This window comes from Microbulbifer sp. YPW1, from assembly GCF_013367775.1.
GTDB lineage: Bacteria > Pseudomonadota > Gammaproteobacteria > Pseudomonadales > Cellvibrionaceae > Microbulbifer.
On sequence record NZ_CP055157.1, the window covers coordinates 253,331 to 278,551 of the forward strand.

Consider the following 25,221-nt stretch of genomic DNA (forward strand, 5'->3'; position numbering starts at 1 on the left):
CTGGCCCGCTCGCTTGACCATAGAACAAAGTAGCCAAACCCCAAGTGCAAGCGGATAGAAATTCGCGCAATGTTAAAGAAAATGCCAAACCTATACAAGGCGAAACCGGAAGGGAACATCGGTAACCCTGCGGCGAACTGGCGGAATTTTAAACAGATACAGCCTGCAACATACCGCGCGGAATGCATTGCAGACAAAAAAAAGCCCGGCATTTGCCGGGCCAAAAAATAAAGTAATTCTCGCTTAACGCTTGGAGAATTGCGGCTTCTTACGCGCTTTGCGCAGACCGACTTTCTTACGCTCAACGGCACGCGCATCGCGAGTCACGTAACCGGCTGCACGCAGCGGCTGACGCAGGGACTCGTCGTACTGCATCAGAGCGCGGGTCAGGCCGTGACGGATAGCACCCGCCTGACCGAAGGAACCGCCGCCCTTCACGGTGACATTGATGTCAAATTTTTCGACCATGTCGACCATTTCCAGCGGCTGACGCACGATCATGCGCGCCACTTCGCGGCCGAAGTATTCGTCCAGGGTACGACCGTTTACGCTAATTTTACCTTCACCCTGCTGAATGAATACACGAGCAGTTGAGGTCTTGCGACGGCCGGTACCGTAATATTGAGTAGTTGCCATGAGAATGCTTTCCGTTTAGATCGACAGTTCAATCGGCTGCTGCGCCGCATGAGGATGTTCGCTACCCTTGTACACCTTCAGTTTCTTGAACATGGCGCGACCCAGAGGGCCTTTCGGGAGCATGCCTTTAACCGCACTTTGAATAGTGCGCTCAGGCGCCTTGTCGATCAGCTTCTCAAAGCTGATGGATTTAAGACCACCAGGGTAGCCGGAGTGGCTGTGGTAGATCTTGTCTTTGGCCTTGTTGCCGGTCACGCGGACCTTCTCGGCATTGATCACAACGATGTAATCGCCGGTGTCCACGTGGGGCGTGTATTCAGGCTTGTGCTTGCCGCGCAGGCGGTGAGCAATCTCGGCGGAAATACGGCCGAGAGTCTTATCCGCAGCGTCAACAATATACCAGTCGCGAGTTACCGCTTCCGGCTTGGCACTGTAAGTCTTCATGTTATAAAACACCTGTATATGGCCCCGGGAATGGAGCCGTCCCACGAAAAGAGCGCGAATACTACATAAGCGCTCTGGGCATTTCAAGCCTAAATTTGACCATTATGTGACCAGCGGGAGCCGTCGACGCCTCACTCCCATCCCGCCCTATTCCGGTCGATGGGGCCGCGCCAGATACTCCCGCGACTGCATTTCCTGCAGGCGACTGATCGTCCGGTCAAACTCGAATCGCAACTGGCGGCCACCGTACAGGGAATCGATCGGCTCCGCCGCGGACACCACCAGCTTGACGCAGCGGTCATAGAATTCATCGATCAGATTGATGAAGCGGCGCGCCTGACTCTCCATGCGCCCATCCATATGCGGCACATTGGCCAGCAACACCGTGTGAAACTCCCGCGCCAACTCAATGTAATCGTTCTGCGAACGCGGACCGTCGCACAGCTCAGCGAACTCAAACCAGGCGACATCGTCGGCAACCCGGTTGGCCACAATCGGCCGCCCTTCGATATCCAGTGAAACCTGCTCCCGCACTTCACAGCCCTCCACCATCAGGCTGGCAAAGGATCGCTCCAGGCTCTCATCGGCCTCTTTATCCAGCGGGGCGTGGTAGAGCTCCGCCATTTCCAGCGCCCGCAAGCGGTAATCAACCCCGTTGTCCACATTGACAACTTTGGTGTGCTCCAGAAGCAGATCGATGGCGGGCAGGAACCGGGCGCGCTGCAAGCCATCCTTATATAGCCCTTCGGGAATAATGTTGGAGGTCGCCACCAGGGTAACGCCGCGATCGAACAACGCCTCTAGCAGATTGGCGAGAATCATTGCGTCGGTGATATCGGACACAAAAAACTCGTCAAAGCACAGCACTCGGGCGCGCTCGGCGATCCGATCCGCAACCTTGTCCAGCGGATTCTTTTCGCCCGCCAGAGATTTCAGCTGGCGGTGAACATCGCGCATAAACCGATGGAAGTGGGTGCGCTGCTTGCGCGCAAACGGCAGCGCCTCAAAAAAGGCATCCATCAGGTAGGTTTTACCGCGCCCTACCCCACCCCAGAAATACAATCCCTTCACCGGGCGGCTGTCGCGCTTCCACAAACGGCGCAGACGGCCGACCACACCGCCACTTTCCCCCTGAAGCGCAAGCAGGCGCTCGTACAGATCCTGCAATTCTTCTACCGCCGCGCGCTGGGCCGGATCCTCAACAAAGTCCGGCCGCTGCAGGTCGCGCTGGTAGCGATCCATGGGAGTCAGGTGCGCAGGCGCATACGGGTGCTGTTCCGTGACCATTTATTCATTCAAACCGTTCGTAGAAACTGGCAACATTGCCGGAAAGGATGCGGGGCCACACAACCCCAAAGCCGCTAGAAAGGCCGGATGCCGGCCCGATGGCGCGCACTTTACCAAATCCGTCGCGCGTTGGCACAAACCCGGACGGGGCGCGCGCTGGGTTATTGCGTATAATAGGGTCACCGTCATGGATGGCCGGTGCCACTATTTATCTTGAGGAGGAAGTAACGTGCACTCAACTTCGGTTTTAATTCTGGTCGGCGTATTCGGCCTAGCACTCGGAGCCCTGCTGGCCTTTCTGGCCACTCGCAGCCGCCAGAACATCGACCGCACCCAGGAATTGGAACTGCGCCTGAAAGAAGCGAACACCAAGCTGGAGGACTTCCAGCTGGAGGTAAATGAACACTTTGACCAGACAGCCCAACTGGTTCACAACCTGACTCAGAGCTACAAAGATGTTCACGAATATCTCGCCAACAGCGCCATGCGCCTTTCCAGCCAGGATATCGGCCGCCAGATGCTGGAGGCCGGCAGCGGTCAGCTGAGCGATAACGACGAAAACCTCAGCGTACTCCCACCTCGCGACTGGGCTCCGAAGGAGCCGGGTGCCAAAGGCACCCTGTCAGAAGACTACGGACTGGAGAAAGAGGCCCAAGCGCCGTCGCCCGCGGTTACCCCTCCACCCACAGAGGACGCGGTCAACCGCTGAGCCACAAGCTCAGGCTGCCTGCTACAGGCCGGCAGCCCAAACAGCAGACACAAAAAAGGCGGGGTTAACCCCGCCTTTTTTGTGTCTGCCGCCAGAGAATTACAGGCTCTGGTAGTAGTCCATCAGGATCTGTGCCACTTCCGGACGGGAGAATTCCGGGGGCGGCGCAATACCGTTACCCAGCATCTCGCGTACCTTGGTGCCGGACAGCAGGATAAAGTCCTCTTTGGTGTGATCCGGCACATCGCGCATCATCACAACCCGATTCAGCTTCTTCGAGTAGGCAGTGTGGTCCGCACGGAAGATCTCAATCTCCAGCGCGCCCTCGGGCACTTTCTCATCGAAAATGGTCTGGGCATCAAACGCACCGTAGTAGTCGCCAACACCGGCGTGGTCACGACCAACAATCAGGTGGCTGCAGCCGCAGTTCTGGCGGAACACCGCATGCAGCACCGCCTCACGTGGACCAGCGTACAGCATGTCAAAACCGTAACCGGTCACCATCACGGTATTTTTGGGGAAGTAGTCTTCCACCATTTTACGGATCGCCGCGTCACGCACATGCGCGGGGATATCGCCCGGCTTCAGCTGGCCCAGCAGCATGTGGATCAGCACACCATCCGCTTCTACCGCTTCCAGCGCCATTTTGCACAGCTCTTCATGTGCGCGGTGCATCGGGTTGCGGGTCTGGAAGGCAACAACCTTGCTCCAGCCATGCTCGACGAACTCATTGCGGATTTCTACTGCGGTACGGAAGGTATCCGGAAAATCCGCCTGGAAGTAGCTGAAGTTCAGCACCTCGATCGACCCGGAAATCAGCTGGCGACCGGCGCCCTTGAAGGTAGCCACACCCGGATGGGCGTCATCCAGGGTACCGAACACGTGCTCGGCAATAGTGTTCACCTGTTCGTCGCTGACGGTTTCGATGGCTTCCACATCCATTACCGCCAGTACCGGATTGCCCTCTACATTGGGGTCGCGCAGTGCGATACGCTTGGCGCCAGCGATAGCGGAAGTATCTTCCACCATGTTGACCACCGGCACCGGCCAGAAGAGGCCGTCTACCGTGCGCAGGGTCTCTGCAACACTCAGGGTGTCGGCCAGGTTCATATAACCGTGCAGCGGGTTGAAGTAACCAGCACCCAGCATCACGGCATTGGCCGCGGCGGCGGAGCTGACCACGATGGACGGCAGGGATTCCGCCTCATGCATCAGCTGATGATGGCGCTCACTGTCGTAAACAAAGCGGGGCTGCAGCTCGACACTGCCGTGTGGGCGAACCAGGGACATTCGGAACTCCTGAGATTGGTTACAGATTATTGGATCGAATTTTTGAGCGCCACATTATACGGATTCCGGCGCTGGCACCAAGTATCAACGACGCTGTAGCTTAGAACGCTTGGTGAGGACACCAGAACTCAAAGACGTATAATGACCCCAAATCAAGGAGTCCCTGTGTCATTACAACGTTTCTTGCAAGACTGGGCCATACCAGCCCTTATCGGTCTCGCGATGGCCGCAGCGCTACTGCTGCTGTTCCCCCACCTGCGGGGCCAGACCGAGAAAGTACCCACAGTGGGGAGCTTCCAGGGTCCGGTATCCTATGCCAGCGCGGTCAACCTGGCCGGCCCGGCGGTGGTCAACATTTTCACCCGCAAGGTAGTGTCCCAACGCAGACACCCACTCTATAACCACCCCCTGTACCGACGCCTGCTGGATAACATGAATCTGCCGCAACAGGAGCGAATGCAGTCCAATCTGGGCTCCGGGGTGATCGTCAATGCGCACGGCTACATTCTAACCAACTACCACGTTGTCTCCGGGGCCGAAGAAATTGCAGTGGTGCTTGCGGATGGGCGCGAGGCACAGGCAAAACTGGTGGGTTCGGATGCGGATTTCGATCTGGCAGTGCTCAGGGTCGAACTGGACAGCCTTACCGCCATTGAAGTGGGCGACCCGGATAAAGCCCAGGTGGGAGATGTGGTGCTCGCTATTGGCAACCCCTTCGGTGTGGGCCAGACGGTCACACAGGGGATCATCAGTGCGACCGGGCGCGACCTCGCGAGTACCGGTAACGGCAGCTACCTGCAGAATTTCCTGCAGACCGACGCTGCGGTTAACCCGGGCAACTCCGGCGGCGCACTGGTAGACGCCTACGGAAAGTTGCTGGGTATCAACACCTCGATCCTCAATCAAAGTGGCTCCACAGGCGGTATCAGCTTCGCGATTCCAGCCAATATCGCGCTCAAGATCATGCAGGACATCATTGAATTCGGTCGCGTGGTTCCCGGCTGGCTCGGCATCGAGGCCCAGACTCTCTCGCCACAACTGGCGCGATCATTCAATCTGGCCTCTACCAACGGCGTCATCATCACTGCCACTTACAATCAGGGACCAGCCTCCCTGGCGGGCCTCAAACCGGGCGATGTGATCACTCATATCAATGGCGATCCGATCAATGACGGCAAGCACGGTGTCGCCGCCATGGCCACCCTGAGGCCCGGGGAAGTGGTCACCATCACCTATATCCGCGACCGCGAGGTGCGCACCACCCAGGCCACGGTTTCGGAAAAGCCGCAGCCCCAAGCCAGGGACTAACCCCGGAAGTTAACGCCCGCCCGGGAAACGAAAACAAGCAACAATAAATACATGGAAGGGTTTGATCATGCTGAAATCACTGTGGTTTCCACTGCTGCTCGCACTACTCACTGGTACCGCCAACGCTGAGACCAACGACCACGCTGAACTGAAAACCCTGCTCGACCAGTTCCTGGCCGGTGCCGCGAGCGACATCCAGGTTCACCAGCGCTTCTGGGCGGAAGACCTGATTTACACCAGCTCCAGCGGACAGCGGTTCGGCAAACAGAAGATCATACAAGGCATGCGCTCAGCAAAGAGCGAAGCAAAAGACGGGGAAAAGGCCGAATCAAACAGCATTCGGTATCGCGCCGAAGATACCGATATTCGGCTGTTTGATGAAACTGCAATAGTGGCATTCAGGCTGATCGCAGAATCGAAACCCGCAGACGGCAACGCGGGCTCGAGCACTCCGGAAAGCGAATATTTCAATACCGGCACATTTATCAAGCGCGACGGCCAGTGGCGCGCGGTAGCCTGGCAGGCGACCAAAATTCCAGCCTCACCCACTCCCTGAATCGCAGACAGAGCGACAAACAAAAAAGCCGAGGTCGGAACCGCGGCTTTAGCACTTTACCTGTCTACGTCGGGCTGGCAGCCAGAAGCGGCGATCAACCGTCTTCCGCCACCCGATATTCCGCAGATCGAGCGTGCGCCTCAAGCCCCTCCCCCCGCGCCAATACTGAAGCAACGCGCCCAAGCGCGTCCGCTCCCTGTGGCGAGCAGTAGATGACCGAGCTGCGCTTCTGGAAATCGTACACCCCGAGCGGCGAGGAGAAACGCGCGGTACCACTGGTGGGCAACACGTGGTTGGGCCCCGCGCAGTAATCCCCAAGTGCCTCTGCGGTATAGCGACCGAGGAAGATAGCACCCGCGTTGCGGATACTTGGCAAATACTGCTCCGGTTGATCTACGGATACCTCAAGGTGCTCCGGCGCAACGCGATTGGCCACTTCTACGGCCTGCTCGAGATCCCGCACCAGAATCAGCGCGCCGCGATCAGCCAGGGAGCGACCAGCAATAGCCTCCCGGGAAAGCGTCGGCAGCAGTTTTTGCAGTGAGGCTTCCACCGCATCCAGGAAGGATGCATCCGGGGACAAGAGGATGGACTGCGCCTGCTCGTCATGCTCCGCCTGCGACAGCAGATCCATCGCAATCCAGTCGGGATCGGTTTTGCCGTCGCAGATCACCAGGATCTCGGAGGGACCGGCAATCATATCGATGGCCACCTGACCAAACACCGCGCGCTTGGCGGAAGCGACAAAAATATTGCCAGGCCCCACGATTTTGTCCACTCGCGCAACAGTTTCCGTTCCGTAGGCCAACGCGGCAACCGCCTGCGCTCCGCCAATGGTAAACACCCGGTCCACTCCGGCGATGGCCGCAGCGGCGAGTACCAGATCATTCAGCCGATCATCCGGCGCAGGCACCACCATCTGGATTTCATCCACCCCCGCAACTTTCGCCGGAATAGCATTCATCAGTACAGAGGATGGATAGCTGGCCTTGCCGCCCGGCACGTAGATACCCACGCGCTCCATCGGAGTAATTTGCTGACCCAGGACCGTGCCGTCGGCTTCCTGATACTGCCAGGACGACTGCAGCTGGTGCTCGTGATAATCCCGCACCCGCTTGGCCGCCAGCTCCAGCGATGCGCGACTGTCGGCCGTAATACGTTCCAGCGCAGCGTGCAGCTGGGCTTTATCCAGGCAGTAATCCGCCGCGGATTGCAGGCTGCGCCGATCAAAGCGGTTGGTATATTCGATGACTGCCGCGTCGCCGCGCACCCTTACCTGCTGCAGGATATCGGCAACCGCAGTCTCTACCTGATGGTCCGCCACTGACTCCCAGTCAAGAAGACGGTCCAACTCTGCGGAAAAGCCGGGTTTGCCGGCATCCAGCCGGCGGATGGAAAGTTCACTCATAGTCGTTCGGTCGAAGATGCGTTTGCGGAGAGGTCTCAGTCGGCTTTCTGCGCGTTTACCGCCTGCGCCAGCTGTTCGATCAGCGCGCTGATTGCACTGTATTTCATTTTCATTGAGGCCTTGTTGACGATCAGGCGGCTGCTGATATCGGCAATGTGGTCCCGGGCCTCGAGGCCATTCGCCTTGAGGGTATTCCCGGTATCCACGATATCCACGATTTCATCCGCCAGATCCATCAGCGGTGCCAGCTCCATCGCGCCGTACAGTTTGATGATATCCGCCTGACGCCCCTGGGCCGCGTAATACTGCTTGGCAGATTGCACAAACTTGGTTGCCACCTTGATACGGCCGCTGGGCAGTGCAGCCCCCTTGATACCCGCGGTCATCAGGCGACAGCGGGCAATATTCAGATCGAGCGGCTCATAGATATTGCTGTCGTCATGCTCCAGCAGGTTGTCCTTGCCGGCCACCCCCATATCCGCGGCACCGTGCTGCACATAGGTAGGCACATCCGAGCCCCGCAAAATCAGCAGGCGCACATTTTCCTGGTTGGTAGGGAAAATCAACTTGCGGCTTTTGGCAATGTCTTCCAGCGGCTCCAGGCCAGCAGCGGCCAGCAGCGGCAGCGTTTCTTTGAGAATACGCCCCTTGGTCAGGGCAATGGTGATCTGCATAACGATTATGATTATCTGATGCGCCCGGCAGGTGCCGGGCCGGAAGAAAGAGGCTAGCCCCCAATGCTCGCGGGAGCTTATCGACTCAGGGAGAGCTGCGCCAATAAAAATCTAGAATAAACCTAGACGGGAAACATATAGCCCCGCGAAACCGGCTATCAGCCAGGGACGCGACGGATATTGGCACCCAGCTGCTGCAGCTTCTCCTCGATACACTCGTAGCCGCGATCAATATGGTAAATGCGATCCACGATGGTTGTCCCCTCTGCCACCATACCGGCGATAACCAGGCTGGCGGAAGCGCGCAGGTCCGAGGCCATTACCGGAGCACCCGTCAGCTTTTCAACGCCGGTGACAATCGCGGTATTGCCCTCGAGGATAATATCCGCACCCATGCGGTTGAGCTCGTGCACCTGGATCAGGCGGTTCTCGAAGATGGTTTCCACCACCGTGCCCTTGCCTTCAGCCACCGCATTCATGGCGGTAAACTGAGATTGCATATCGGTCGGGAAGGCCGGGTATGGCGCGGTGCGGAAACTGACCGCCTTGGGTCGATTCCCCTTCATATCCAGCTCGATCCAGTTATCACCGATACTGATATGGGCCCCGGCCTCCTCAAACTTCACCAGTACCGCATCGAGGATATCCGCACGGGTATGGGTAAGGCGCACCTTGCCGCGCGCTGCCGCGGCAGCAGCCAGAAAGGTGCCGGTCTCGATCCGGTCGGGCATAACGGTGTAGGAACAGGGGGCCAGACGTGGTACCCCGTGCACACGAATGGTATCGGTGCCTGCGCCCTCGATCTGGGCCCCCATGGCAATCAGGAATTCTGCCAGGTCGACGATTTCAGGCTCCCGCGCAGCGTTGTGCAACACCGAGGTCCCCTCAGCCAGCGCCGCCGCCATCAGCAGGTTTTCGGTACCGCCGACCGTGACCTTTTCCATCACAATATTGGCGCCCTTCAGGCGGCCATTGCTGCGGGCACGGATAAATCCTTCATCAATGGTGATTTCCGCCCCCATGGCTTCGAGGCCCTTGAGGTGGATATCGACCGGACGGCTACCAATGGCACAGCCACCGGGAAAAGAGACATTTGCCACCCCGTGACGGGCCAGCAGTGGCCCAAGCACCAGGATTGAGGCGCGCATGGTCTTCACCAGCTCGTAGGGCGCCGTCAGGTCATTGACCGAGCGTGGATCGATTTCCACCCCCAGTTTTTCGTCAATCGTGACTTCAGTTCCCATGCACCGCAACAGGGTGATCATGGTGGTGATATCGTTGAGGTGTGGGAGATTGTGAATCTGCACCGGCCCATCAGCCAACAGCGTTGCTGCCAGAATCGGCAACGCAGAATTCTTGGCCCCGGAAATCTTCAGTGTTCCGGAAATGGGGCTGCCCCCTTCGATAATCAGCTTGTCCATTCGATCTGGTTTCCCATTGCGGAGCAAAAAACGGGACACAAACCAGGTTTGTGTCCGGACTACATTTATTCGCCGGCTTCTTCGGGCGTAAGGGTTTTCATCTGCACGGCGTGCAGGGTGCCATCGGCGATTTTTTCGGACAGCGCTCCATACACCAGCTGCTGCTTCTTGAGCCGGCTGAGGCCATTGAACGCTTCGCTGATGACCGTCAATTGAAGGTGGCTGCCCTCGAAGGACGCTTCAACCTGACTTCCGGGGATTTGCCCTTCAATCAGGGCTTTGATCTGATCTGGTTGCATAGGTGGGGCTTACAGTCGTGTTAAAAACGCGCAAGTGTACTGGAATAAGCAACCCGGCGCAGCCGCCATTCTCACGACGGTGCCGGGCCCTTACGAATTCTCGCGCATTCGGGCTCATCAACCCACTTTGTCCGCCGCCGACCAGCTGGCAATGACTCTGTCGATATCACCGCCATTCGTCTGCATAGACTGAGAGAACTGGCCACGGAAGGTTTTACCAAGGTTGACGCCGTTCAGAATCACGTTGATCAGTTTCCACTGTCCGCTGCGATTGCGGACCAGGGTATATGAGACCTTGGTCACACCCTCTTTGCTGCGCACTTCCTGCAATACATTGACCCGGTTACCGCTCGGGGCGGCCCCTGGATTCAGCACTTTAACGTCCATATTCCCAAAGGTCGCAACACCCCGGGCAAACGTCGCCACCAGGTCGCGGCGGAAAGTACTGGCAAACTTGGCGCGCTGCGCCGGGGTCGCCTGCTTGGCGTACTTGCCCATCACCCCGCGGGCGATAAAGTCAAAGTCCACCACCGGCGCCAATACCCGATCAACCGCCGAGTAGTAACTTTGCGGGTTGGCGTTGACGTTCTTACCCTCGCTGCGGATTACTCCGAGCAATTCGTTGGAAACCCCTTCGATCACGGTATAAGGATTCTGCGCAGCGGAGGCAAAAGGTGCCACGCAACACAGCAAGAAAACGGATAACAGTGCCCGAACGCGGGTGGTAATCCGCTGATCAGATTTTCGGGTCTGGATGGTCATGGCGGGCGCTCTCACAGAATATCTCCCATTGGCAATTCGTCCCTTGGATACTCGCCACGAGAAAAAGTGTCGTGGCGACGCCGAAATTTTTCGCTGGTGGGCTGGAGTGACCGATTTCCCGTTCGGTCTTTCTCGGTAGCTGACAATAGCGGCGGCAAACTATACCATGGCGGCGCTTCGGGCAAGCGGCACTGGGTCACTATCGCCGTGCTGACCGGTCGCGCTCCCCGCCTACAAACCGCCAGCCCGGGGGCAGCTACCGGGCCAAGCCGGCATATCGGGCGATGAGGCCAAAACCGGATTCCGCCAGCACTAGCTGAGTTTAGCTGTGCAATAGCATTTGCGGCGCGCCCCACATTAAAAGGTTAGCACGTCAGCACCCCGGACCGCGGTACAGAGCCACCGCAAGCCGGTACCCAGAAACGACAACGCTTCTCTAAACTGAACAGCAGCGGGACCAACTCTCACGGGCCCCGCCCTAGCGAACCCTGGCGAGATTTACTATGGGAACAGATCTGATCATTGAGGCCGGACGCCGTACCATTTCCATGGAGGCCGACGCGGTAGCTGCACTGGAGCCCCGCATCGGCGACGAGTTCAAACGGGCCTGCGAGCTGATTCTTTCCTGCAAGGGCCGCGTGATCGTATCCGGCATGGGCAAATCCGGTCATATAGGCCGCAAGATTGCCGCCACCCTCGCCAGCACCGGCACGCCGAGCTTCTTTGTCCATCCAGGCGAGGCAAGCCATGGGGACCTGGGCATGATCACCCGCCAGGACCTGGTAATCACCATTTCCAACTCGGGCACCTCCGCAGAGGTGCTCACCCTGCTGCCCCTGCTCAAGCGCCTCGGCATCCCCATGATCAGCATGACCGGCAAGCCGGACTCACCACTCGCGCAATCCGCCGATGTGAACCTCGACATCGCCGTAGACACCGAGGCCTGCCCGCTCAACCTGGCACCCACATCCTCAACCACGGTCACCCTGGTAATGGGTGACGCCCTCGCGGTAGCGCTGCTGGAAGCGCGCGGTTTTACCGCCGAGGACTTTGCATTTTCCCACCCGGGAGGTGCGCTGGGTCGCCAGCTGCTGCTTAAGGTGGAGGATGTCATGCACGCCGGTGATGAATTGCCCCAAGTAGCGCCGGAAACGCCGCTTTCCACCGCGCTGCTGGAGATGACCAGCAAGGGCTTTGGCATGACAACCGTAGTCGATAGCAATGGCTGCCTGCTGGGCGTATTCACCGACGGTGACCTGCGCCGGGTGATCGACCAGAAGCAGGAGCTGGATAGTGCCACCATGGACCAGGTAATGAGCCGCCGCCCCAAAACCGTCAGCGCCCACACCCTCGCCGCAGAAGCGCTGCGCATCATGGAAGACAACAAGATTACAGCACTGGTCGTCGAGGACCCCGAACACCACCCCATCGGACTCCTGCATATGCACGATATTTTGCGCGCTGGAGTCATCTGATCCGGTTCTCGCAAGCCCGGTATCCGGGCGCACAGATACCCGCCTGAAACAATAGTTATATAGATAGAAGAGAATCCCCGTGAACCAGCTGCAACCGCACACAGAACAGGACATCCGCGACAAACTGAGCCGGGTGCGCCACTTGATCCTCGACGTGGACGGAGTGCTTACCGACGGCCGGCTGTATTTCGACAACCATGGAAACGAGCTGAAAACCTTCCATACACTGGATGGTCATGGCATCAAGATGCTGCAGCAATCCGGCGTCGCCGTGGCAATCATTACTGGCCGCCGCAGCTCCCTGGTGGAAAAGCGCGCACACGACCTGGGGATTACCCGCCTGATCCAGGGCCGGGAAGACAAATACACGGCGTTTCTGGAGCTGTTCGCCAACGAGCCCTACGATATGCAGCACATCGCCTACATGGGAGACGACTATCCGGACCTGCAACTGATGACCCGGGTAGGCTGCCCGATCGCGGTCCCCAATGCCGCTCCACCGGTACTCGAACGCGCACTGTTTGTCACCGAACGCAGCGGCGGCCTGGGTGCCGTACGCGAAGTGTGCGACCGGATCATGCACGCTCAGGACACCTTCAACGCGGCACTGGCACCTTACCTCGCCCACGGTGAAAGGTAATCTGTCGCGCCATCACCTGAACCAACAGACCGCTGCGAAGACTAAAAGAGCGGCCACCTGAGATTGGCTGCCCACTCAAGGAAACCAAAACCGAATGCGCACCTGGCTCCCCCTGGTCATTGTTGTCACCCTTATCTCACTTGGGCTGTGGTTTACCGAAAGCCCACCTGAGCAGCTGATGGGCAAGCGCCCCACCCAGCAGGAACACAACAAGGCTGCGGACCTCATCATCCGGGATGCCCGGACGCGCCACTTCAGCGCTGCGGGTACGCTCGCCTATGAAGTGGACGCCGAGCGCGTGACCTTTTTCCAGTTCGCGCGCCGCGACCGCGCGGACCTCACCGAGCCGCGCATGATGTTCTATCAAGGCGAGGATTCCCGCTGGCGCACGGAGTCCCGCTCTGGGGTCGCCTACAACAACGGCCAGAAAGTGGTGCTGCGCGGGGACGTCTCGATCCGGGAACTACCGGAACCAGGCATTACCCTGCGCACCCCCAGTATTACGATCAAGCCGCGTGAAGAATTCGCCGAAACGGATAAACGCGTTACCATTACCGACGGTCCAAATCGCACCACAGGCAAAGGCCTGCGCGCCGACCTGAAAAAAGACAAAGTAGAAATCCTGTCTGACGTGGAAAGCAGCTATGAAGCCCAATGACTCGACCCGCCGACCGGCGCGCAGCATCTTCCGTGCAGCCGGCGCTACATTCCTCGCCACGCTGCTGTTCGCCGCCAACACCCTGGCCCTCCCCAATGACCGGGAACAGCCGGTCAAGGTTTCCGCTGACAAACTGGAAGCCAATCGCAGCAAAAACCTCTCGGTGTACAGCGGCAACGTGGTCATCAGTCAGGGTTCCCTGCAGATTCGCGCCGACCGCGTGGAGGTCCACGGCAACACCAAGGGTGAAATCAACAAGGTGGTTGCCACCGGCAAGCCGGCGCACTTCCAGCAACAGGTCGAGGAAAGTACCACCCCGGTCAAAGCGCGCGCCAAACGTATCGAGTTCCTGGTGAGCAGCGACGCCCTGCAACTTACCGGGGAAGCGTTTGTCGATCGCGATGGCAACACCCTGTCCGCCGAGCGCATCGACTACGACCTCAATAGCGAACAGATGCAGGCTCAGGGACAATCAGAGCAGAAGCGCGTAGAGATGATCTGGAAACCGGAATCCAAACCGGCACAAAACGACCAGTAAGCGCCCCCTGCCCGACACTCAATATTTAACAAGTGGCTGCCCGCAGCAGCCCTTCAGATACCGGATTGCAACATGCCGACGCTCCAAGCGTTACATCTCGCCAAACAGTACAAGAAACGCAAAGTCGTTCAGGACGTTTCCGTGAGCGTATCCAGCGGCCAGGTAGTTGGCCTGCTCGGCCCCAATGGTGCCGGCAAGACCACCTGTTTCTATATGATCGCCGGCCTGGTCCAGGCCGATGCCGGGCAGGTACTGATCGACAGTGAAGACATTACTGGCTATTCGATGCATGGCCGTGCACGCAAGGGAATCGGTTACCTGCCCCAGGAGGCATCGGTATTTCGTCGCCTGTCAGTGGCAGACAACATCCTCGCCATCCTCGAGACGCGCAAGGACCTGAACCGCAGCCAGCGCCAGGAGCAGCTGGAAGCACTACTGGAAGAATTCCATATCACCCACATCCGCGACAGCCTGGGCATGGCCCTGTCCGGCGGCGAGCGCCGTCGCGTTGAGATTGCGCGCGCCCTGGCTACCAACCCCGCCTTCGTCCTGCTCGACGAGCCTTTTGCCGGAGTTGACCCCATCTCGGTCAACGACATCCAGCAGATCATCCGCCACCTGAGAGATCGCGGCATCGGTGTATTGATCACCGATCACAATGTGCGCGAGACCCTGGATATCTGCGAGACCGCCTACATCGTCAGCGAAGGGCATATTATCGCCTCAGGCAACCCCAAAGACGTCGCTGCGAACAAGCAGGTAAAAGACGTCTATCTGGGACACGAGTTCACCATTTGAGCAAAAGCCGGGGGATCCATCTGCTAGATCTCCCGCAACCCTAGACGGCCATCACAAATAATACGGGCGCAACCAAGGGCAAATGTCGTTTCGGCACACTTATTGCTTAACCTGCCTCTTGTGTTCCGATTTGCCCCGGGGTAGTCTGCAGGAAATGAGCTTTACGCCGCCGTAACAGATACAGATTCTGTTCAGCGCACTAACGCCAGATAATTCTGCCGGCATACCCCTTTATGAAGCAGTCACTCCAGTTAAAACTCGGTACCCAGCTGACGATGACGCCCCAGCTGCAACAGGCCATTCGCCTGCTGCAGCTGTCGACCCTGGACCTGCAACAGGAAATCCAGTCGGCGCTCGACAGCAATCCGCTGCTGGAATCGGACTTTGACGAGCACGCCGGCGAGACACACCAGGATCAAAACACCCCCGCAAGCTCCGAAGGACAGGAGCGCGAAGCCGCCGAGCGCGAGAGCGCCCGCGAGGCCAAGAACGACTCTACTGCCGATGGCGACTGGAACAGCGAGATCCCAGATGACCTGCCGGTGGATACCCGCTGGGACGACATTTATACCGGCGGCAGCTACACCGGCGGCGAAGGGGACGACTTCGCCTTCGAACAGCGCAACGCGGTGTCCGAGAGCCTGCAGGATCACCTGCTGTGGCAGCTCAACCTCACACCACTGACCGAGGGCGACAAGCTTATCGGCGAGTCACTGATCGACGCCATTGCTCCCAACGGTTTCCTGGATTCAGACCTGGACGAAATGGCCGAGGCCCTCGAAGTCGAAATCGACGAGGTCCTCGCGGTCCTGAAGACCATCCAGCAGTTTGAGCCGGTGGGCTGCGGCGCCCGCGATCTGCGCGAGAGCCTGCTACTGCAGCTGCGCCAGCAACCGGCCGAAACACCGTGGTTGCCCCAGGCACTGATTGTGGTGGACCAGCACCTGGACCTGCTGGGGAAACGGGACTTTCGCCAGTTGAGCCGCAGAACCCGTCTCAGTGAGGCCCAGCTGGGCGAGGTTATGCGTCTGATACAGACCCTCACCCCCTACCCCGGCGAAGCTTTTGGCGGTGAAGAACCCCAGTATGTGGTCCCGGATGTCATTGTGAGCCGCAAACAGCAGCGCTGGGTGGTGGAGCTCAACCCGGAGACAACCCCCAAGCTGCGCATCAACGACGCCTATGCATCGCTAATCAAACGCGCGGACAACTCCAGCGAGAACAACTACCTGCGCGACAACTTGCAGGAAGCGCGCTGGTTCCTGAAGAGCCTGCAGAGCCGCCATGAGACCCTGCTCAAGGTCGCCAGCTGTATCGTGGAAAAGCAGCAGGGGTTTTTCGAGCTGGGACCGGAGGCCATGAAACCCATGGTACTGGCAAATATTGCCGAAACCATCGGCATGCACGAATCCACCATTTCCCGGGTGACCACCCAGAAATACATGCTCACCCCCCGCGGTGTGTTCGAGCTCAAATACTTCTTCTCCAGCCATGTCAGCACCGACTCCGGCGAGGACGCCTCATCTACGGCCATCCGCGCACTGATCCGCAAGCTGATCGACGCCGAGCAGCCACGCAAGCCCCTGTCGGACAACAAGATCACTCAGGAGCTGGATTCGCAGGGGATCAAAGTGGCCCGGCGCACCGTGGCAAAATACCGCGAATCCATGGGAATCCCCTCCTCCAGCGAGCGGAAACGACTGGTCTAGCCACCAGGGTCACAAAACAGGGGCGCTGCAACCCTCCGGCGATCATTTTCTGCGCAACCAATGCACTGACATTGAGTGTATCCTTCCATTCTGGCGCACTTCCTAGTAGGGTTGCCGCCCTGTGCGGGGGTGCTGCCAGATTGTGTTGCACCCGATGAGGAGAAATCCATGCAGATCAATATCAGTGGCCATCATGTTGACGTAACTCCGGCCATTCGCGATTACTGCCTGACCAAACTGGACAAGCTCTCCCGCCACCACGACCTGATCACCAATACACAGGTCATACTTTCCGTCGACAAACTCATCCAGAAAGCCGAAGCGCGGGTTCACGTGAATGGCAAGGATGTATTTGCAGATTCGGAATCGGAAGATATGTACGCGGCGATTGATTCTCTCGCCGACAAACTCGACCGGCAGCTGCTGAAACACAAAGAAAAGTTACGCAGTCACCGCTAGTCGTAACACCATCAGGTTACCGGCTGGCCTGTACCGCTAGATCATCAGTAAGTTATGACATTGGAAGCACTACTCTCTCCCCGCCTGAGCCTTTGCCACCTGGCGGGGAGTAGCAAGAAAAAGCTGTTACTCAACATCGCCCAGGCGATCTCAGAACAATACCCCGATCTGGACTCCGATACTGTTTTCAACCAGCTGGTAGCCCGGGAGCGCCTTGGCTCCACCGGTATTGGCGAGGGTGTCGCCATCCCACACTGCCGCCTGCCCGGCTGTGAAAAGCCCATTGGCGTGCTGTGCACGACCTCCCCTGCCGTAGACTTTGACGCCATCGACCGCCAGCCTGTCGATCTCCTGTTTGCCCTGCTGGTACCGGAGAACTCGGAGCAGGAGCACCTGGAGACCCTGGCGGAGATCGCAGCGCTGTTCAGTGACAGCCGGGTGCGCGAAAAACTGCGCGAAGCCAGCACCAGTGACGAGCTGTACGCACTGGCAATCAACAGTGCCGCCGCGGCATAATAGCCAACGCACACATCCGGCAACTTCCTGCTGCCGGATGACCAGCCCAAGTTAGCCATTCCGGTCGCGCAGCAAAGCGCCCGGAATCAGCAAGGAGTGCTTGTTCCATGCGCCTGGTCATAATCAGCGGTCGCTCCGGCTCCGGTAAAAGTTCCGCTCTGCAACTGCTGGAAGATGTGGGCTTCAACTGCATCGACAACCTCCCCGCGAGCCTGCTGCCGGAACTGATCCGCCGGGTAGCGGAACACCCCCCCCAAGAAAATACCCAGCTGGCACTCGGCATCGATGCGCGCAATTTATGGCACGACGTACGCCAGGCGCCCAAGGTCATCAACGATTTGCGCGAGAGTGGAATCGACTGCGACGTCATCTATCTGGATGCGCGCTCACCAGTACTGGTACAGCGCTTTAGCGAGACCCGCCGCAAACACCCACTGAGCGACAGTCGCACCCATTTGCTCGAAGCGCTGAACCACGAGAAGGAGTTGCTCGCGCCCCTGGCCGCCATGGCCGACCTGGTCATCGACACCAGCAGCCTCAGCCTGCACCAGCTGCGCGATCAGGTGAAATCCCGCGTTGTGGGTAAAGACTCCCCCGGCATGGCCATCCTGTTCCAATCCTTCGGCTTCAAGCACGGTGTGCCAGTGGATGCAGACCTCGTTTTCGACCTGCGCTGCCTGCCTAATCCCTACTGGGTCGCCGAGTTGCGCAATAAAACCGGTCAGGACCCGGAGGTGGCGGAATTCCTGCGTTCACACCAGGAAACCGAGGACATGCAGCGAGATATCACAAATTTTCTGGAGCGCTGGCTGCCCTCCTATCAACAGAGCAACCGCAGCTACACCTCGGTCTCCATCGGCTGTACCGGCGGCCGCCATCGCTCCGTGTATATGGTGGAACAGCTGGCCAAAACCTTTGCCAGCCAGTTTGAGAACATCCAGATTCGCCACCGCGAACAACAGAAGTAACGAGCCCCGCTCCCCGGAAGAAAACCGTCCATGCAAAAAAGCCGCATCACCATCATCAACAAGCTCGGGCTACACGCCCGCGCCGCCAGCAAGTTTGCCCAAACCAGCGCGCGCTTCTCTTCCGAAGTCAAAGTGCACTGCCAGGGCAAGGCCGTCGATGGCAAGAGTGTGATGGCGTTGATGCTTCTGGCCGCAGGCAAGGGCGTGGAACTGGAACTGGAGATTTGCGGCCGCGACGAAGATCTCGCACACGAGACTATCTGCGCCCTGATCAACGACCGGTTCGGCGAAGGGGAATAGGAGCAGTAGCCACTCTACGCCGCTCAACCGGTATAATACCGCCCCTGAAAATGCTCGCAGACAGCAGGTAACTCTGTGCCCAAACCCGTCAATGCCGACTTCAAATTCCGCGCCCAGAATCAGCTCGGCGAGCTGTATGCCGCGCTGGATAGCGGCACCGGGCGCGAAGTTCAGCGCATGCTGCACTCCCTGTCCCCTCAGAGCATTGCGCAACTGCTGGAAAGTTCTCCTCCGCGTATTCGCCGGGTTCTGTGGGAGCTGATCGACAGAGAAGTAGAAGGTGAGGTCCTGCAGGAGCTCACCGACGACGTGCAGAGCCAGATTCTCGCCACTATGGACACCGAAGAAATGGTGGCCATCATGGAGGGACTGGACGCGGACGATGTCGCCGACATTCTGCAGCAGTTACCCGAGCGGGTGATGGGGGAAGTGCTCTCCGCCATGAGCGAGCACGACCGCCAGCGGGTGGAAAGCGTACTGGCCTACGATGAGGAAACCGCCGGCGGCCTGATGGACACGGACATCGTGTCCGTCCGCCCCAATTTGCATTTGGACGTGGTGCTGCGCTATCTGCGACGTCACGAACAACTACCCGAGTCCACCGATAACCTCTTTGTGGTTAACCGGCAGGGTCGTTTTATCGGCCTGCTGCCTCTCACCAAGTTGCTCACAACCGATCCCTCGGTCACCGTGCGCGAGGTGATGATCACCGACGTGGAGCCGATACCCGCACAGATGCCGGACGACGAAGTCGCCCAGCTGTTCGCCAAGTACGACTGGATTACCGCACCTGTGGTGGACGAACACAAGCGCCTGCTGGGTCGTATCACCATTGATGACGTGGTGGACGTGATCCGCGAAGATGCCGACCACTCGCTGATGAGCCTCGCGGGCCTGGATGAGGAAGAGGACACCTTTGCGCCGGTGATCCGCACCGCGCCACGCCGTGCCGTGTGGTTGGGAATTAACCTGTTGACCGCGCTGCTGGCCTCGTGGGTCATCAATCTGTTTCAGGACACCATCGACAAGGTGGTAGCCCTGGCGGTACTGATGCCGATTGTGGCCAGCATGGGCGGCGTGGCCGGCAGCCAGACACTGACGGTAGTGATCCGTGGCATGGCCCTGGGACAGGTGGGGCGCAGCAACCTGAGCTGGCTGCTCTCCCGCGAGCTGGGTTCCGGGGCGTTGAATGCGGTTCTGTGGTCTTCGGTCATGGGCGGTATCGCCGCACTCTGGTTTGGGGATACCCGCATTGCCCTGATTATCATTGCAGCCATGGTCATCAACCTGATCACGGCAGCGCTTGCCGGCGCCATACTGCCGGTCGCCCTTCGCGCCATGCGTATCGACCCGGCTCTGGCCGGCGGCGTCGCCCTGACCACGGTGACCGACGTAGTGGGCTTTATGTCATTTCTTGGTCTCGCCACCCTCTTCTTTGCCTGATACAGGCCCGGCGAGCTAACTTTTCAGAGACAGTACATGCACAATCCCGACGATTTCGAAGAATTTGAAGACGACCTGCCGAAGAGCAAAACCCAGGTCAAGGAAGAGATGCACCAGCTGCAGGCGCTGGGCAAACAACTGACGGAACTGAATGCCGCAAAACTGGCAGAAGTCCCCATGGACGCGGTTCTGAGCGAAGCAATCGCCACCATGCACCGGATCAAGTCCCGCGAGGCGCGGCGTCGCCAGCTGCAGTACATTGGCAAACTGATGCGCAAGGCGGATGTCGAGGCCATCGAAGCGGTACTGGAAAAGCACAAGGAACAGGATCACCTGCACCTGCGCTTTGACCGCATGGCGGAGGAATGGCGGGAACGCTTGCTGACACAGGGCAAGGAAGCCCAGAGCGCATTCTTTGATGCATACCCCGGCGCAGACCATCAACAAGTGCGCACACTGATTCGCGAAGCCAACAAGGAAATCGCCAATAAAAAAGCGCCGACCAATCAGCGGAAACTCTTCCGCTATCTGCGTGACTTTTTTATGCAGGACAGTTGATCGAGCTAGCGGGATCCACCACCCTCAAGCGCCTCGGTCAGCTCCGTCCGTACGATTTTTATCACCGCCGGATTCTGTGGAACCCAGCGGTGAAGGCTGACCGGCACCTGGTAAGTACTGCCCACAGGGAGGCGGGAACTGGTGTGCGGTACGATGGTAGCGTCATAAGGTGTCCAGATGGATACCGGGGCAAGCCCTTCAAGCATTGCCGCATCCCGATTCAGGTTATCGAGGAACTCGCTGCCGATACGCAACTGGCGCCCGCCTTTGTAGGGCAGCAGATGCGCCCACAGACTGCCAAAATGCGGACTGGAGAGCGCAATAAACTTGTGCACCCTTTCCGCGCCACCCAGCCTTTGCAGGTAGTAGCGCGCCACTATTCCCCCCATGCTGAATCCCACCAGCGCGCATGTTTCCCCGCTCCCAGCAACCTCCTCCACCAGGTCGCGCAACTGCCTGGCCATGGGCTCCATCCCATACCAGCCGCTGTTGGTTTTTAGCTTGATTGTGCGCGCGACAAAACCCGCATCTCCCAGAGCATGCTGCATACGCAACATTGACTTGCCCCGGTCAAAGATACCGGGAATCAGAATCGCAACACGGCTTTTCTGCATCATCCATCCACTTCTCGGATTAATCCGGTTTGGCTATTCCATAAGACTAGAAGGCAACTGGCGCTGGAGAAAAAAATCGGGCCCGGGGATTGAATCCGCGGGCCCGATAAATCAAACGATTAATACCTGATGGGGTCGGTCAGCGCTATCAGCCCGTGCACGCCTCAGCCACCGCCGCCGGCTTTCCCGGCTGGGCTTCCTCCGCAGGTTTCGGCAGCGGCTTGATCAACACCAGCAACAGCGGCAGTAACGTCAGCGAGCCCAGCAGCGCCGCCGACATGGCCAGTGCAGTAAGCAGGCCGAAGTAGATCGAAGGTACAAACTTGGACAGGGCCAGGATCGAGAAGCCGGCAATGATCGTGATTGCGGTATAGAACATCGCGCGGCCGATGGTTGCATGGCTGCGGTGCATGGTCGCCACGTAATCGCCATCTTTGGCAAACTCTTCGCGGAAACGGTACAGGTAGTGAATCGCGTGATCCACGCCGATACCCACGGTGATCGCCGCAATGGTAATGGTCATCATGTCCAGCGGAATATTCGCCAGCCCCATACCCCCCAGCACCACACAGGCCGCCAGCATATTCGGCACCAGTGCAATTACCGCCAGCCAAAGGGAGCGGAACAGCACCAGGAACATCAACAGGATCCCCGCAAACACCGCCCCCAGGGTCAGAATCTGGGACTTGAACAGGCTCTGCAACATATTGTTGTACAGCACCAGCATACCGGTCTGTCGGATATCCTCCGCGGCGATCCCCATGTCATTTTCCGCGAACGTGTAAATACGACGGATCAACTCATCCCGACTCAGGTCCGGATCCGATTCAATCACGCGCATGGTAATTCGCGCCTGCTGATGTTCCGGAGACCAGTACGGATGAACCAGTACCTGATTGATCTCCTCCGGCAGGCTCTGGCGCGCCACGGCCAGCTCGAAATCATTCAGGCCGCCATCATTCAGATCCTGCGCCATCTTGTACAGGGTGGCGAGCGACTGCACCTTGCCGATTTCCGGCTGCGCCTCGAGGAAGTCGTGCAGCTGCTCAATCTGGTTCAGGCCGGCCACGGTAAACCAGTAGGCGTCCGGCGCCTGGCTTTCACTACTACTGGCAAAAGGATCATCTGCAGCGAACGGGTCTTCCGCGGCAAACGGGTCGGCCTCATCCTCAGCTACTTCATCCCCGCCAAAGTCCGCGGCGAATGGGTCTTCTTCCCCGTCACTCTCGCCCTCGAATGCCGGTGCGGACTGCTCGGGCTTGTTCAGCACCACGTCGAGATTGATGGTGCCGCCGAGCCGCTGGTCGATGACCAGCATGCCCTGGTGAATTTCCGTGGAGTCATCGAAGTAATCGATAAACCGGTTCTCCACTTTCAGGCGGCTGATCCCTACGGCACTGATCACTGCCGCGATCACAGCCACGCCCAGTACCACGGCCTTATGGTTATCTGCAAAGCGGGAAAACACCTGGGTAAACGCGTGGGAATTGTCTCGGCCCTGCCCTGCATCCCTCTTTTTCAGCAGCATCAGGCTTGCGGGAAGGATCAGGAACGACAGCACCAGCGCCATGGTCACACCAATACTCATCATCCAGCCAAAGTCGATTACCGGGCGGATGCCACTGACCACCAGCGAGATGAAAGCCACCATGGTGGTGAGACCGGTATAGAGACACGGCTTGGCCATGAACGCGACGGTAGCGGAAGCCAGCTGGAAGCGATCCCATTCCGGGTATTCTGCGAAATACTCCCGGTAGCGCACCGCCAGGTGGATGGTGATGGCGAGGGTAATGATCAGCAGCAGGGCCACGAAATTGGCGGAGATGACCGTCAACCGCCAGTCCAGCCAGGACAGCAGCCCCAGCATCATCACCGCCGTGGTCACACAGGTAACCAGGGGTAACAGCACCCATCGCGGCTGGCGGAAGATCAGCAGCAGGGTGATCACGATAAACGCGAGAATGCCCGTGCCAAACACCACCAGATCGCTCTCGATAAACGCGATCATGTCCGAGGTGATCATGGTGAGACCACCGAGGAACAATTCGGCGCTGTCATTGTACTGGGCGAGAATTGCGCGAACTTCTTTTACCCGATCCCGGGCTGCCGCTTCCTGGGCGGTGCGGTGCTGCAGGTATTCAGCGCTCACTACCTCAAGCCGCTGGGCCTCTTCCTCGCTGAGCCCCTCGCTATTGCGCTGGCGACGCAGTGCATCCCGCTCGCGCACCAGGTCCAGGCCCTTTTTGTCGAGATCGAGGTTGAGCATCATGGCGGTTGTCTCGCCATCGGGACTCAGAATCAGATCCTTGTAGATGGGACTTTCCAGGAACTCCTTGCGCGCAAGGTCCCGGTCAACGCCGGGGGACGACAGGGTGCGGATACCGTCGGCAACATCGGAAATCGACTGCTTGGGACTGTACAGCAGCGGCACGTTCAGGACCGACTGCACGCCGGAAACGCCCTGCACCATTGCCAGCTCGTCCTGCAGACGGCGCATGGTGGCCAGGGATTCATCGCTGAACAGGTCGCCTTCCTTGTAGCGATAAGTCACCACCAGGAAGTCGCCAGAGTTGTAGCGCTCGGAAATTTCGCGGAAGAAATCCAGCGAATCGTCGGTCTCCAGGGTCAGGGAGTCCGCGGAGGCATCCAGTTTGAATCGCGGCAGACCCGCGGCGGCGGCGATAGTGAGCAGTGCCACCAGCGCCAGCACGGTTTTCGGGTGTCCGAGTACCAGTTTCTCGTACCAGGTCTTCAAGCCCAACAGCATAATCAGTTCGCTATATTCGTAATGGGGATGTACATCTTGCTGCGCCGCACCTTAGCGGGCGCCATTCTTTGGCCAGGGCTTCTACTTATCCACGTGGCCCAGGTCGCGTTCCGGGAACAATACGTCACGCACCTTCTGTTTTAATTCCTTGGGTCCGGGGAAGCCCCCGTCGCGCTTGCGCTCCCAGATCAGCGTGTCACCTACGTGAATCTCGAAAACGCCACCGCTGCCGGGCTTGAGCGCAACCTGCTCAAGGTCGTCGGCAAAGGTGTACAGCAGTTCCTGAGCCATCCAGGTGGCACGCAACATCCAGTTGCATTGCACGCAGTAGTGAATGGTGACGGTATTTTGCATAATTTTTGATCTGGCGTCTGCGTATCAGCTCTCACCCCAGGGGGGCAACAGGCTCTGTTCGATGCCGAGCTGGCTCAGAATTCTGGCAACGACAAAGTCCACCAGGTCTTCAATGGACTGCGGCCGCTGATAGAACCCGGGGCTCGCCGGCAGGATCACCGCCCCCATGCGGGTAAGTTTCAGCATGTTCTCCAGATGGATCTCCGAGTAAGGCGCCTCGCGCGGGACCAGGATCAACTGCCGGCGCTCTTTCAGCGCAACATCCGCGGCGCGCTCGATCAGGTTATTGGAGGCACCGCAGGCGATGGCCGACAGCGTGCCGCCGCTGGCCGGACAGATCACCAGGCTGCTGGCAGCACCGGTCCCGGATGCCACCGGGGAAAACCAGTCGCGCTTGCCGAACAGGACCAGCTGCCCGGGCTCAGCACCATAAAGCTCGCGCAGGAAGTCTTCCGTGCGCGCTTCGTCCTCCGGCAGGGAAACCGGGGTTTCGGTGTCGATCACGATGCGCGCAGCATCGGACAGTAACAGCCAAACCCGCACCCGCGCCGCCAGCAGGCACTGCAGCAAGCGCAGACCATACTGGGCGCCGGAGGCACCGGTCATCGCCAGGGTGACGGTTTTGGGGAA

At 58.9% G+C, this 25,221-nt stretch carries 28 protein-coding genes; 15 read left to right on the forward strand and 13 right to left on the reverse strand.

Translation table 11 applies throughout. The features are described from left to right. Positions 1–243: 243 nt before the first annotated feature. From rpsI to zapE, 3 genes are all read right to left on the reverse strand, one after another. Positions 244–636, reverse strand: coding sequence for a 30S ribosomal protein S9 (rpsI, locus tag HUW35_RS01160; RefSeq protein ID WP_078085713.1), 393 nt, complete (start codon positions 634–636; stop codon positions 244–246). A gap of 15 nt (positions 637–651) precedes the next feature. After that, positions 652–1,080, reverse strand: coding sequence for a 50S ribosomal protein L13 (rplM, locus tag HUW35_RS01165; protein WP_010132512.1), 429 nt, complete (start codon positions 1,078–1,080; stop codon positions 652–654). 147 nt (positions 1,081–1,227) lie between these two features. Further along, positions 1,228–2,331, reverse strand: coding sequence for a cell division protein ZapE (gene zapE / locus HUW35_RS01170; RefSeq protein ID WP_181255397.1), 1,104 nt, complete (start codon positions 2,329–2,331; stop codon positions 1,228–1,230). A gap of 265 nt (positions 2,332–2,596) precedes the next feature. Here zapE and HUW35_RS01175 point away from each other — a divergent pair, with 265 nt between their 5' ends. Next, positions 2,597–3,076 (forward strand): YhcB family protein, encoded by a 480-nt coding sequence (locus HUW35_RS01175; RefSeq protein WP_181253895.1) that lies wholly within the window; start codon positions 2,597–2,599, stop codon positions 3,074–3,076. A gap of 99 nt (positions 3,077–3,175) precedes the next feature. Here HUW35_RS01175 and sat read toward each other — a convergent pair whose 3' ends face one another. After that, on the reverse strand, positions 3,176–4,366 hold the full coding sequence (gene sat / locus HUW35_RS01180; protein ID WP_219932630.1) for a sulfate adenylyltransferase: 1,191 nt from the start codon (positions 4,364–4,366) through the stop codon (positions 3,176–3,178). 165 nt (positions 4,367–4,531) lie between these two features. On the opposite strand from sat, the gene HUW35_RS01185 reads away from it, so the two are divergent. Both HUW35_RS01185 and HUW35_RS01190 read left to right on the forward strand, forming a co-directional pair. Next, positions 4,532–5,674: a S1C family serine protease gene (locus HUW35_RS01185; protein WP_255463411.1), complete on the forward strand. Its 1,143-nt coding sequence runs from the start codon at positions 4,532–4,534 to the stop codon at positions 5,672–5,674. A gap of 67 nt (positions 5,675–5,741) precedes the next feature. After that, positions 5,742–6,230 (forward strand): nuclear transport factor 2 family protein, encoded by a 489-nt coding sequence (locus tag HUW35_RS01190; protein WP_181253897.1) that lies wholly within the window; start codon positions 5,742–5,744, stop codon positions 6,228–6,230. A gap of 94 nt (positions 6,231–6,324) precedes the next feature. Here HUW35_RS01190 and hisD read toward each other — a convergent pair whose 3' ends face one another. The 5 genes from hisD to HUW35_RS01215 form a co-directional block, all read right to left on the reverse strand. Beyond that, complete coding sequence (gene hisD, locus HUW35_RS01195; RefSeq protein WP_181253898.1) at positions 6,325–7,638, reverse strand: histidinol dehydrogenase; 1,314 nt, start codon at positions 7,636–7,638, stop codon at positions 6,325–6,327. A 35-nt stretch (positions 7,639–7,673) separates the two neighbouring features. Continuing rightward, positions 7,674–8,312 (reverse strand): ATP phosphoribosyltransferase, encoded by a 639-nt coding sequence (hisG, locus tag HUW35_RS01200; RefSeq protein WP_181253899.1) that lies wholly within the window; start codon positions 8,310–8,312, stop codon positions 7,674–7,676. 158 nt (positions 8,313–8,470) lie between these two features. After that, entirely contained in the window at positions 8,471–9,733 is a 1,263-nt protein-coding gene (murA, locus tag HUW35_RS01205) for a UDP-N-acetylglucosamine 1-carboxyvinyltransferase (RefSeq protein ID WP_181253900.1), read from the reverse strand. A gap of 65 nt (positions 9,734–9,798) precedes the next feature. Next, positions 9,799–10,032, reverse strand: a complete 234-nt coding sequence (locus HUW35_RS01210) for a BolA family protein (protein ID WP_181253901.1) — start codon at positions 10,030–10,032, stop codon at positions 9,799–9,801. A gap of 117 nt (positions 10,033–10,149) precedes the next feature. Further along, on the reverse strand, positions 10,150–10,809 hold the full coding sequence (locus HUW35_RS01215) for a phospholipid-binding protein MlaC (protein WP_255463412.1): 660 nt from the start codon (positions 10,807–10,809) through the stop codon (positions 10,150–10,152). Positions 10,810–11,297: 488 nt separating this feature from the next. Between HUW35_RS01215 and HUW35_RS01220 the strand changes: the two genes are divergently transcribed. The 12 genes from HUW35_RS01220 to yjgA all read left to right on the forward strand — a co-directional run bounded on the left by HUW35_RS01220 (position 11,298) and on the right by yjgA (position 20,856). Continuing rightward, entirely contained in the window at positions 11,298–12,269 is a 972-nt protein-coding gene (locus HUW35_RS01220) for a KpsF/GutQ family sugar-phosphate isomerase (RefSeq protein WP_181253902.1), read from the forward strand. A 79-nt stretch (positions 12,270–12,348) separates the two neighbouring features. Then, positions 12,349–12,909 carry a KdsC family phosphatase gene (locus HUW35_RS01225; protein WP_370464607.1) on the forward strand — a complete coding sequence of 187 codons (561 nt, stop codon included), beginning with the start codon at positions 12,349–12,351 and terminating at the stop codon, positions 12,907–12,909. Positions 12,910–13,003: 94 nt separating this feature from the next. Next, a complete protein-coding gene (lptC, locus tag HUW35_RS01230) occupies positions 13,004–13,567 on the forward strand; it encodes an LPS export ABC transporter periplasmic protein LptC (RefSeq protein ID WP_181253903.1) in 564 nt (187 codons plus the stop codon). After that, positions 13,554–14,105 (forward strand): lipopolysaccharide transport periplasmic protein LptA, encoded by a 552-nt coding sequence (lptA, locus tag HUW35_RS01235; RefSeq protein WP_181253904.1) that lies wholly within the window; start codon positions 13,554–13,556, stop codon positions 14,103–14,105. Before lptC ends, lptA begins: the two co-directional genes overlap by 14 nt. A 72-nt stretch (positions 14,106–14,177) precedes the next feature. After that, positions 14,178–14,903, forward strand: coding sequence for an LPS export ABC transporter ATP-binding protein (lptB, locus tag HUW35_RS01240; protein ID WP_181253905.1), 726 nt, complete (start codon positions 14,178–14,180; stop codon positions 14,901–14,903). Positions 14,904–15,136: 233 nt separating this feature from the next. Then, complete coding sequence (locus HUW35_RS01245) at positions 15,137–16,612, forward strand: RNA polymerase factor sigma-54 (RefSeq protein WP_181253906.1); 1,476 nt, start codon at positions 15,137–15,139, stop codon at positions 16,610–16,612. A gap of 168 nt (positions 16,613–16,780) precedes the next feature. After that, on the forward strand, positions 16,781–17,071 hold the full coding sequence (gene hpf, locus HUW35_RS01250) for a ribosome hibernation-promoting factor, HPF/YfiA family (RefSeq protein WP_078085758.1): 291 nt from the start codon (positions 16,781–16,783) through the stop codon (positions 17,069–17,071). A 54-nt stretch (positions 17,072–17,125) separates the two neighbouring features. Continuing rightward, entirely contained in the window at positions 17,126–17,587 is a 462-nt protein-coding gene (gene ptsN / locus HUW35_RS01255; RefSeq protein WP_181253907.1) for a PTS IIA-like nitrogen regulatory protein PtsN, read from the forward strand. A 107-nt stretch (positions 17,588–17,694) separates the two neighbouring features. Continuing rightward, positions 17,695–18,555 (forward strand): RNase adapter RapZ, encoded by an 861-nt coding sequence (rapZ, locus tag HUW35_RS01260; RefSeq protein ID WP_181253908.1) that lies wholly within the window; start codon positions 17,695–17,697, stop codon positions 18,553–18,555. A gap of 30 nt (positions 18,556–18,585) precedes the next feature. Continuing rightward, a complete protein-coding gene (locus HUW35_RS01265; protein ID WP_181253909.1) occupies positions 18,586–18,855 on the forward strand; it encodes an HPr family phosphocarrier protein in 270 nt (89 codons plus the stop codon). A 75-nt stretch (positions 18,856–18,930) separates the two neighbouring features. Further along, positions 18,931–20,298 carry a magnesium transporter gene (mgtE, locus tag HUW35_RS01270; protein ID WP_181253910.1) on the forward strand — a complete coding sequence of 456 codons (1,368 nt, stop codon included), beginning with the start codon at positions 18,931–18,933 and terminating at the stop codon, positions 20,296–20,298. A gap of 36 nt (positions 20,299–20,334) precedes the next feature. After that, complete coding sequence (gene yjgA, locus HUW35_RS01275) at positions 20,335–20,856, forward strand: ribosome biogenesis factor YjgA (RefSeq protein ID WP_181253911.1); 522 nt, start codon at positions 20,335–20,337, stop codon at positions 20,854–20,856. Positions 20,857–20,861: 5 nt separating this feature from the next. Here yjgA and HUW35_RS01280 read toward each other — a convergent pair whose 3' ends face one another. The 4 genes from HUW35_RS01280 to HUW35_RS01295 all read right to left on the reverse strand — a co-directional run bounded on the left by HUW35_RS01280 (position 20,862) and on the right by HUW35_RS01295 (position 25,197). After that, positions 20,862–21,473 carry a triacylglycerol lipase gene (locus tag HUW35_RS01280; RefSeq protein ID WP_255463414.1) on the reverse strand — a complete coding sequence of 204 codons (612 nt, stop codon included), beginning with the start codon at positions 21,471–21,473 and terminating at the stop codon, positions 20,862–20,864. Between the two features lie 145 nt (positions 21,474–21,618). Next, positions 21,619–24,237, reverse strand: coding sequence for an RND family transporter (locus HUW35_RS01285; RefSeq protein WP_181253912.1), 2,619 nt, complete (start codon positions 24,235–24,237; stop codon positions 21,619–21,621). An 81-nt stretch (positions 24,238–24,318) separates the two neighbouring features. Then, positions 24,319–24,591, reverse strand: coding sequence for a SelT/SelW/SelH family protein (locus HUW35_RS01290; protein ID WP_181253913.1), 273 nt, complete (start codon positions 24,589–24,591; stop codon positions 24,319–24,321). A 24-nt stretch (positions 24,592–24,615) separates the two neighbouring features. Continuing rightward, positions 24,616–25,197: a flavin prenyltransferase UbiX gene (locus HUW35_RS01295; protein ID WP_370464611.1), complete on the reverse strand. Its 582-nt coding sequence runs from the start codon at positions 25,195–25,197 to the stop codon at positions 24,616–24,618. Positions 25,198–25,221 lie beyond the last annotated feature (24 nt).

Coding starts and splice junctions, on each gene's coding strand:
- rpsI (WP_078085713.1), bottom strand. CDS start 636: ATGGCAACTACTCAATATTACGGTACCGGCCGTCGCAAGACCTCAACT.
- rplM (WP_010132512.1), bottom strand. CDS start 1,080: ATGAAGACTTACAGTGCCAAGCCGGAAGCGGTAACTCGCGACTGGTAT.
- sat (WP_219932630.1), bottom strand. CDS start 4,366: ATGTCCCTGGTTCGCCCACACGGCAGTGTCGAGCTGCAGCCCCGCTTT.
- HUW35_RS01190 (WP_181253897.1), top strand. CDS start 5,742: ATGCTGAAATCACTGTGGTTTCCACTGCTGCTCGCACTACTCACTGGT.
- hisD (WP_181253898.1), bottom strand. CDS start 7,638: ATGAGTGAACTTTCCATCCGCCGGCTGGATGCCGGCAAACCCGGCTTT.
- hisG (WP_181253899.1), bottom strand. CDS start 8,312: ATGCAGATCACCATTGCCCTGACCAAGGGGCGTATTCTCAAAGAAACG.
- murA (WP_181253900.1), bottom strand. CDS start 9,733: ATGGACAAGCTGATTATCGAAGGGGGCAGCCCCATTTCCGGAACACTG.
- HUW35_RS01210 (WP_181253901.1), bottom strand. CDS start 10,032: ATGCAACCAGATCAGATCAAAGCCCTGATTGAAGGGCAAATCCCCGGA.
- HUW35_RS01220 (WP_181253902.1), top strand. CDS start 11,298: ATGGGAACAGATCTGATCATTGAGGCCGGACGCCGTACCATTTCCATG.
- lptC (WP_181253903.1), top strand. CDS start 13,004: ATGCGCACCTGGCTCCCCCTGGTCATTGTTGTCACCCTTATCTCACTT.
- lptA (WP_181253904.1), top strand. CDS start 13,554: ATGAAGCCCAATGACTCGACCCGCCGACCGGCGCGCAGCATCTTCCGT.
- lptB (WP_181253905.1), top strand. CDS start 14,178: ATGCCGACGCTCCAAGCGTTACATCTCGCCAAACAGTACAAGAAACGC.
- HUW35_RS01245 (WP_181253906.1), top strand. CDS start 15,137: ATGAAGCAGTCACTCCAGTTAAAACTCGGTACCCAGCTGACGATGACG.
- hpf (WP_078085758.1), top strand. CDS start 16,781: ATGCAGATCAATATCAGTGGCCATCATGTTGACGTAACTCCGGCCATT.
- ptsN (WP_181253907.1), top strand. CDS start 17,126: ATGACATTGGAAGCACTACTCTCTCCCCGCCTGAGCCTTTGCCACCTG.
- rapZ (WP_181253908.1), top strand. CDS start 17,695: ATGCGCCTGGTCATAATCAGCGGTCGCTCCGGCTCCGGTAAAAGTTCC.
- HUW35_RS01265 (WP_181253909.1), top strand. CDS start 18,586: ATGCAAAAAAGCCGCATCACCATCATCAACAAGCTCGGGCTACACGCC.
- yjgA (WP_181253911.1), top strand. CDS start 20,335: ATGCACAATCCCGACGATTTCGAAGAATTTGAAGACGACCTGCCGAAG.
- HUW35_RS01280 (WP_255463414.1), bottom strand. CDS start 21,473: ATGATGCAGAAAAGCCGTGTTGCGATTCTGATTCCCGGTATCTTTGAC.
- HUW35_RS01285 (WP_181253912.1), bottom strand. CDS start 24,237: ATGCTGTTGGGCTTGAAGACCTGGTACGAGAAACTGGTACTCGGACAC.
- HUW35_RS01290 (WP_181253913.1), bottom strand. CDS start 24,591: ATGCAAAATACCGTCACCATTCACTACTGCGTGCAATGCAACTGGATG.
- HUW35_RS01295 (WP_370464611.1), bottom strand. CDS start 25,197: ATGACCGGTGCCTCCGGCGCCCAGTATGGTCTGCGCTTGCTGCAGTGC.